5 protein-coding genes are annotated in these 6,528 nt (G+C 67.2%); all 5 read right to left on the minus strand.

Annotation, left to right across the window (positions count from 1 at the left end):
• Nucleotides 1-222: 222 nt before the first annotated feature.
• The 5 genes from ACQR1D_RS31485 to ACQR1D_RS31505 all read right to left on the minus strand — a co-directional run bounded on the left by ACQR1D_RS31485 (nucleotide 223) and on the right by ACQR1D_RS31505 (nucleotide 6,407).
• Nucleotides 223-1,053 carry an ABC transporter permease gene (locus tag ACQR1D_RS31485; RefSeq protein ID WP_434894282.1) on the minus strand — a complete coding sequence of 277 codons (831 nt, stop codon included), beginning with the start codon at nucleotides 1,051-1,053 and terminating at the stop codon, nucleotides 223-225.
• A gap of 64 nt (nucleotides 1,054-1,117) precedes the next feature.
• Nucleotides 1,118-2,059 (minus strand): ABC transporter permease, encoded by a 942-nt coding sequence (locus ACQR1D_RS31490; protein WP_434894281.1) that lies wholly within the window; start codon nucleotides 2,057-2,059, stop codon nucleotides 1,118-1,120.
• A gap of 223 nt (nucleotides 2,060-2,282) precedes the next feature.
• Nucleotides 2,283-3,794 (minus strand): ABC transporter substrate-binding protein, encoded by a 1,512-nt coding sequence (locus ACQR1D_RS31495; protein ID WP_434840496.1) that lies wholly within the window; start codon nucleotides 3,792-3,794, stop codon nucleotides 2,283-2,285.
• A gap of 84 nt (nucleotides 3,795-3,878) precedes the next feature.
• A complete protein-coding gene (locus ACQR1D_RS31500; protein WP_316183416.1) occupies nucleotides 3,879-4,589 on the minus strand; it encodes a DUF1028 domain-containing protein in 711 nt (236 codons plus the stop codon).
• A 15-nt stretch (nucleotides 4,590-4,604) separates the two neighbouring features.
• Nucleotides 4,605-6,407 carry a gamma-glutamyltransferase family protein gene (locus ACQR1D_RS31505; protein ID WP_434840494.1) on the minus strand — a complete coding sequence of 601 codons (1,803 nt, stop codon included), beginning with the start codon at nucleotides 6,405-6,407 and terminating at the stop codon, nucleotides 4,605-4,607.
• Nucleotides 6,408-6,528: the final 121 nt, after the last annotated feature.

The raw sequence follows: 6,528 nt of genomic DNA on the forward strand, positions 1-6,528 counted from the left end.
GGTCTCACGACATCGACGGCGGCTGCCCTGGCAGCCGCCGTTTTGTTTTGACCGGTCTCTCGACACCCCTCGCTGTCGTCCCGGCGAACGCCGGGACCCATAACCCCAGGCAGTGGTTTGAGGCAGGCGCGGAGTGACCTTCTCGCGCAACAACGACCGACGGTGGCTATGGGTCCCGGCGTTCGCCGGGACGACACTGGAGGGTGTTGCGCTAGCGAGGGCCTACTCCTCCTGCTGCGGATCGAGCGCGTCGCGCAGGCCGTCGCCGAGGAGGTTGAGGGACAGCACCACCAGGAAGATCGCGAGCCCCGGCCAGATCGCCATCCAGGGGGCATTGGTGAGGAAGCGCTGGGCGGCGTTGAGCATGCTGCCCCATGACGGGGCCGGCGGCTGCTGGCCCAACCCTAAGAACGAGAGCGCGGCCTCGGCGATGATGGCGGCGGCAACCGACAAGGTCGCCTGCACCAGCAGCGCCGGCATGATGTTCGGCAGGATGTGCCTGACCGCGATCTGCAGGGCGGTGTCGCCGACGCTGCGGGCGGCCTCGACATATTCCTCGACCTTGACGCCCAGCACCTCGCCACGGGTCAGCCGGACGAAGATCGGCGTCGCGGAGATGCCGATCGCGATCATGGCGTTGCCGAGGCTCGGCCCGAGAAACGCCGCCAGCGCGATCGCCAGGATCAGGAACGGGCAGGCCAGCATCGCGTCGGTGATGCGGCTAATCAGGGCATCGATGAAGCCGCCGCGATAGCCGGCGACCATGCCGATGGGGACGCCGATCGCCAGCGCGATGGCGACCGAGATCGCGCCGGCCAGCAGCGAGGCGCGCGCGCCATAGATCACGCGGGCCAGCACGTCGCGGCCGAGATCGTCGGTGCCGAACCAATGCGCCGCAGACGGCGCCTTGCGCACGAGCGCCCAGCTCGTCTTGACGGGATCGTAGGGCGCCACCACCGGCGCTGATACGGCGAGCAGGATGAAGGCCGTGATCAGGCCGAGCCCGACCATTGCGCCTTTGCGCTTTACCAGCCGGCGCCAGGTGCGCTGCATCGGCCGTTCGAGCGGAGCGAGGGCGCGTGCTCCTGATGGAGCCGACAGCGTCGTCTCGGCCATCTCAGCTCCTCAGCCTGGGATTGACGAGGACATAAGCGAGATCGGCGATCAGGTTCAGCATGATGTAGACGGTGGCGGTGACCAGCACGACGCCCTGCACGACGGCGTAGTCGCGGTTGAACACGGCGTCGACGATCAGCCTGCCGAAGCCGGGGATCGAGAAGATCTGCTCGGTCAGCACGGCGCCGGACAACAGCGTGCCGAGCTCGAGCGCGCCCAGCGTGATCACCGGCGTCAGGGCATTGCGCAGCGCGTGGTGCAGGATGACCTGGCGTTCGGAGATGCCCTTGGCGCGCGCGGTGCGAATGTAGTCGCTGCCGAGGACCTGCAGCATCGCGCTGCGGGTGTGGCGCATCAGGATCGCGGCGATGGCATTGCCGAGCACGAAGGCCGGCATGATGGTGGCGGCGAGACTGGCCCGCCAGTCCTCGGCGGGCGAGACGTAACCGGAGGCGGGCAGCCAGCCGAGCTGGATCGAGAACAGGAAGATCAGCATGATGCCGAGCCAGAAGTTCGGCGTCGAGATGCCCCACAGCGCAAACAGGTTGGCGGCATAGTCCCAGGCCGTCCCGCGCTTCACGGCGGAAATGATGCCGGCGGGAATGCCGATCAGGAACGCGATCACGATCGCCATCGAGGCGAGCTGCAGGGTCACGGGCAGCTTCTGCAGGATGAGGTCGCGCACCGGCATCTTGATGCGCAGCGACTCGCCGAAATCGCCCGAGAGCACGCCCTTGATCCAGTAGCCGTACTGAACGGGCAGGGGCTGGTCGAGGCGATACTGCTTGCGGATCTGCTCGATGACAGCGGGATCGCGCTCCTCGCCGGCCATCACGAGCGCGGGATCGCCGGGCAGCAGCTGCTGCAGCGAGAAGATCAGGATCGAGACGAAGATCAAGGTCGGGACGATCTGGGCGATGCGGCGGGCGAGGAAGGTCAGCATGGCATGGTCCCCGCGCAGTGCTCTAGATGCCGGGGATCAGAGGCAGGTCGTGCCTCTAGCGTTCCCTCCCCCCTTGTGGGGGAGGGACAGGGAGGGGGGTGCCCCAACGGGATTCGGAGTTCGTGGCACCCCCCACCCCAGCCCTCCCCCACAAGGGGGGAGGGAGCGGAGTGAGTGCGGGGCGCCGGCTGCGCGTCCCAACGACCAGGTGCCACCTGACCGCTCACTTCAGCTTCAGCCCGACCACCCTCACCAGGCCGTCCGGCATCTGCTTGTAGCCCTCGAGCTTCTTGGTGTGCGCGATCAGGATGCGGCGGTGATAGAGGTAGAGGATCGGCTCGTCCTCGATCTCGAGCTTGGTCAGCTTCTCGTAGAGCGCCTTGCGCTGGGCCATGTCGGTCACCAGCCGCGCGTCGCTGAGCGCCTTGTCGGCCTCGGCATTGGCCCAGACGCTGTAGTTCTGCGGCGCGTTGCTGTGCAAGAACACGTAGCTGTTGCCGTCAGGATCGATCCGGCCGCTCCATGACAGCATGAACGCCTGATAGTCGCCGGCCTCGGCCTGCTTCAGCGAGGTCGCGAACTCCGTCACACGGATCTTCATGTCGAAGCCGGCCTCGGCGGCCATCGACTGTACCACCTGGGCGGCCGCCTCGGTCTCGGCACCCTTCGGCACCATGAAGTCGACCGCGACAGGCGTCGTCACGCCGGCCTCTTTCAGCAGCGCCTTTGCCTTCTCGACATCGCGGGCACGCACCGGGAAGGCCTTCTGATAATACGGATGCGAGGGATTGACCCATTGGTTGCCCGGCATGAATTCGCCGTTGAAGACCACCTGGTTGAGCGCCTCGCGGTCGATCGCGAGATCGAGCGCCTGGCGCACCTTGGCTGACTGGCTGAGTGGGCCCTTGGCCTTGTCCTTGCCGATGTTGAGCGTGATGCCCTGGTAGCCGAGCTCGATCGCAGTCGACAGCGCAAGCCTGGAATCGGCGCGGACATCCTTGATATCGGTCGCGAGCACGCGCTCGATCAGGTCGAGGGCACCCGACTTCAGGTTCGCCAGCCGCACCGTGGCATCGACGATGGGCTGGTAGACGATCCTGTCGATGAAGACGTTGTCCTTGTTCCAGTAGTCGGCGAACTTCTCGAACACGATCTTGTCCTGCTGGACGCGCTCGACGAACTTGTACGGACCGGCGCAGACCGGATGCAGGCCGAACTTGTCGCCGGCCTCCCTGGCGGCCTTCGGCGACACCATCATGCCGGCGCGGTCGGTGAGCTGGGCGATCAGCGGCGAGAACGGCGCTTTCAACACCAGCTTGATCGTCAGGGGATCGACGACGTCGACATGATCGAGCGAGGCCAGCTCAGGCTTGCGGAACGAGCCGGGAAAGGTCAGGTGGCGGTCGAGCGAGAATTTGGCGGCCTCGGCGTCGAACGGCTCGCCGTCGTGAAACTTCACGCCGGGCCGCAGCTTGATGGTGACCTCCTTGCCGTCGGCGGATGTCTGCTGCGACAGCGCGAGCTGCGGCACGATGTTGAGCTTCTCGTCGATGTCGAACAGCTTGTCGCAGGTGGCGGCGAACACGATGCGCCCGACATAGGTGCGGGCCATGGTCGGATCGAGAACGTCGGGGTCCTCGGCAAGGCCGATTCGCAGGGTGGTCTGCGCCTGCGCGGCCGGCCCCCAGGAGGCCACGACAACGGCCGCGACGGCGGCCAAGCACCAGTTCCTCATCATCCGATGTCCCCTACGAAAATGCAGCCTGCGTTGTTGCACTATCCATACCAACCCCGGTCACGCGCCGTCCTTCCGGCTCGGTCATGTCTGGTTCGCGAGCGCCGCGGCGATGCCGGCATCGATCGTGGCGCGATCCGTAATCCCCGCCGGATTGTCGCGCGTCGGCATGAACTGCCGGAACACCGCCCAATGCCTGCGGCTGACGCCTTCCAGGCGTGCGAGCTCGGTGAGCGGATCGGCGTGATCGTCGACCCGCAGATCGAGCTCGGACCATTCCTCCTTGCCGTGGATGAGGAGGGCGGCGGACTGTTTGCCGCGCTTGTCACCGCCGGCGGCCTCGCCGGCCTTCATGGCCGCGATCAGCCGCTGCGCGAAGGGCAGGGCGCCATGAGTGAGAAACGCGTTCGCGGTTTCGTTGAGCACCTGCGGGCCGGCCAGCATGTTGCCGGCAATCGAAAAGCCTCGGCCTTCGAGATGGCCGCACCAGTCGATGCAGTCGCGGCCGGTGTGGGCGGCAATCTGGCCGTTGTGATCGAGGATGTGGAGCTGGCGGCTCTCGCGGCCGGGATCGGCCGACGTCAGCAGTTGCACGATCTCGCGCGGATGGCGGCCATCGCGGAGCAGCGTCACGCCGTCGATGCCGTAATAGGGATTGACCAGCGCCTGTGTCGCGATGCCGCCGTGGCCGGCGACGATGAAGGGCACGCGCGCGCCGACGGCGAAGAAGCGGGTGGCGACGGCGACGCCGATCCGGCCGGTGAGATCGTCCTTGGCAATGATCGACCAGGTCATCGTCGCGTTGCTCTCTTATCGTCCGGCGGCGTAACCCTGCATGCCCCGCGGATTGGCGGCGGCGCGGCGGCGGCGGCCGACACGTGATGCGGCCGTGAGCCGGCCCTCCGACCAGTCGGGGCCGACCTCGACGACATGGCCGCGGCGGCGCAGCTCCTCGACGGTCGCCTTGGGCACGCGGTTTTCGACCACGAGCACGCCGGGGCGTGCGGTGCGCGGCCAGAACGAGATCGGAAAGTGCTCGGAGTGCCACGCCGGCGCGTCGATCGCTTCCTGCAGGTTCATGCCGGCATGGACGTGGCGCAGGAAGAACTGCGTGTTCCACTGGTCCTGCTGATCGCCGCCGGGCGAGCCCCAGGCCACATAGGGCTCGCCATCGCGCAGCGCCATGGTCGGCGACAGCGTGGTGCGCGGCCGCTTGCCCGGCACCAGCGCCGCGGGATGATCCTCCTCCAGCCAGAACATCTGCGCGCGCGTGCCCAGGCAGAAGCCGAGCTCGGGGATGACCGGCGAGGATTGCAGCCAGCCGCCGGACGGCGTCGCCGAGATCATGTTGCCTTGGGAATCGATGATGTCGAAATGCACGGTGTCGCCGCGCACCTCGCCGAAGCGGCCGACGGTCGGCTCGCCCGAGCCCATCGCTCCGACGGCCTCGCGGTGGCCTTGCGCCTCGCGCAGCTTGACCTTGGCGCTGTAGCCGTCGAGCGTGCCGGGACGCAGCTCGAGCGAGGCCTTGTCGGTGATCAGCTTGCGCCGCTCGTCGTTGTAGGCATCGGACAGCAGCGTCTGGATCGGGATGTCGGCGAAGGCGGGATCGCCATAGAACGCCTCGCGATCGGCGAAGGCCAGCTTGGCGGCTTCGATCTGCCAATGGATGAAGTCCGGCCCGGTCGGATCGAGACCGTCGAGCGCAAAGCCCTTGAGCAGCGCGAGCTGCTGCAGCAGCACCGGGCCCTGGCTCCAGACGCCGGCCTTGCAGACGGTGTAGCGGCCGTACTCGTAGGTCAGCGGCGCCTCGATGGTCGGCTGCCAGCGCGCCATGTCATCGGCCGTCAGCACGCCCTTGTGGCGCGAGCCCGAGACGTCCATGACCTCCTGCGTCCGGCAGAAACGGTCGATCGCCTCGGCCACGAAGCCGTGCGACCAGGCCTTGCGGGCTCGCTCGATCTGCGCGTCGCGATCAGCACCCGCGCTTTCGCCTTCGCTCAGAATGCGCGCGTAGGTCTCCGCGAGCTGTGGATTGGTGAACAGCGTGCCCGGCCGCGGCACGTTGCCGTTGGGCAGATAGAGCGCGGCCGAGGTCGGCCAATGCGTCTTGAACAACTGCTCGACGGTCTGGATCGTCGCCGAGACGCGTTCGACCAGCGGATAGCCGTCGCGCGCATAGCATATCGCCGGCTCCAGTACGTCGCGCAGCCGCATCGTGCCATAGTCGCGCAGCAACAGCATCCAGGACTCGAACGTGCCGGGCACGCAGGCGGCGAGCAGGCCGGTGCCGGGCACCATGTCCAAGCCTTCGCGCTTGTAGTGCGCGATGGTGGCGCCTGCCGGCGCGGGGCCCTGGCCGCAGATCACCTCGGTGCGGCCGCGCCTGACGTCGTGCAGGATGATCGGCACATCGCCGCCGGGCCCGTTGAGATGCGGCTCGACCACCTGCAACGTAAAGGCCGCCGCGACGCCGGCGTCGAAGGCGTTGCCGCCGCGCTCCAGCATCGCCATGCCCACCGCGGTGGCGAGCCAGTGCGTGGAGGTGACGACGCCGAAGGTGCCGTCGATCTCGGGGCGGGTGGTGAAGGGATCGGGGTTGATGAAGCTCATGGCGCCCTTTGATCTATCTTATTAGTCGCCGTCATTGCGAGCGAAGTGTTTAGCCCGGAGACATAGCTTACACCTGTTCGGGGACATGGTTGACACTTTTGGGGTCACGCAAATCGATCGC

It is taken from the genome of Bradyrhizobium sp. HKCCYLRH2047 (genome assembly GCF_051168175.1).
Taxonomy (GTDB): Bacteria; Pseudomonadota; Alphaproteobacteria; order Rhizobiales; family Xanthobacteraceae; genus Bradyrhizobium.

Excerpts from the sequence above, each read along its gene's own strand:
- ACQR1D_RS31485 (WP_434894282.1), bottom strand. The coding sequence starts at position 1,053 with ATGCAGCGCACCTGGCGCCGGCTGGTAAAGCGCAAAGGCGCAATGGTC.
- ACQR1D_RS31490 (WP_434894281.1), bottom strand. The coding sequence starts at position 2,059 with ATGCTGACCTTCCTCGCCCGCCGCATCGCCCAGATCGTCCCGACCTTG.
- ACQR1D_RS31495 (WP_434840496.1), bottom strand. The coding sequence starts at position 3,794 with ATGAGGAACTGGTGCTTGGCCGCCGTCGCGGCCGTTGTCGTGGCCTCC.
- ACQR1D_RS31500 (WP_316183416.1), bottom strand. The coding sequence starts at position 4,589 with ATGACCTGGTCGATCATTGCCAAGGACGATCTCACCGGCCGGATCGGC.
- ACQR1D_RS31505 (WP_434840494.1), bottom strand. The coding sequence starts at position 6,407 with ATGAGCTTCATCAACCCCGATCCCTTCACCACCCGCCCCGAGATCGAC.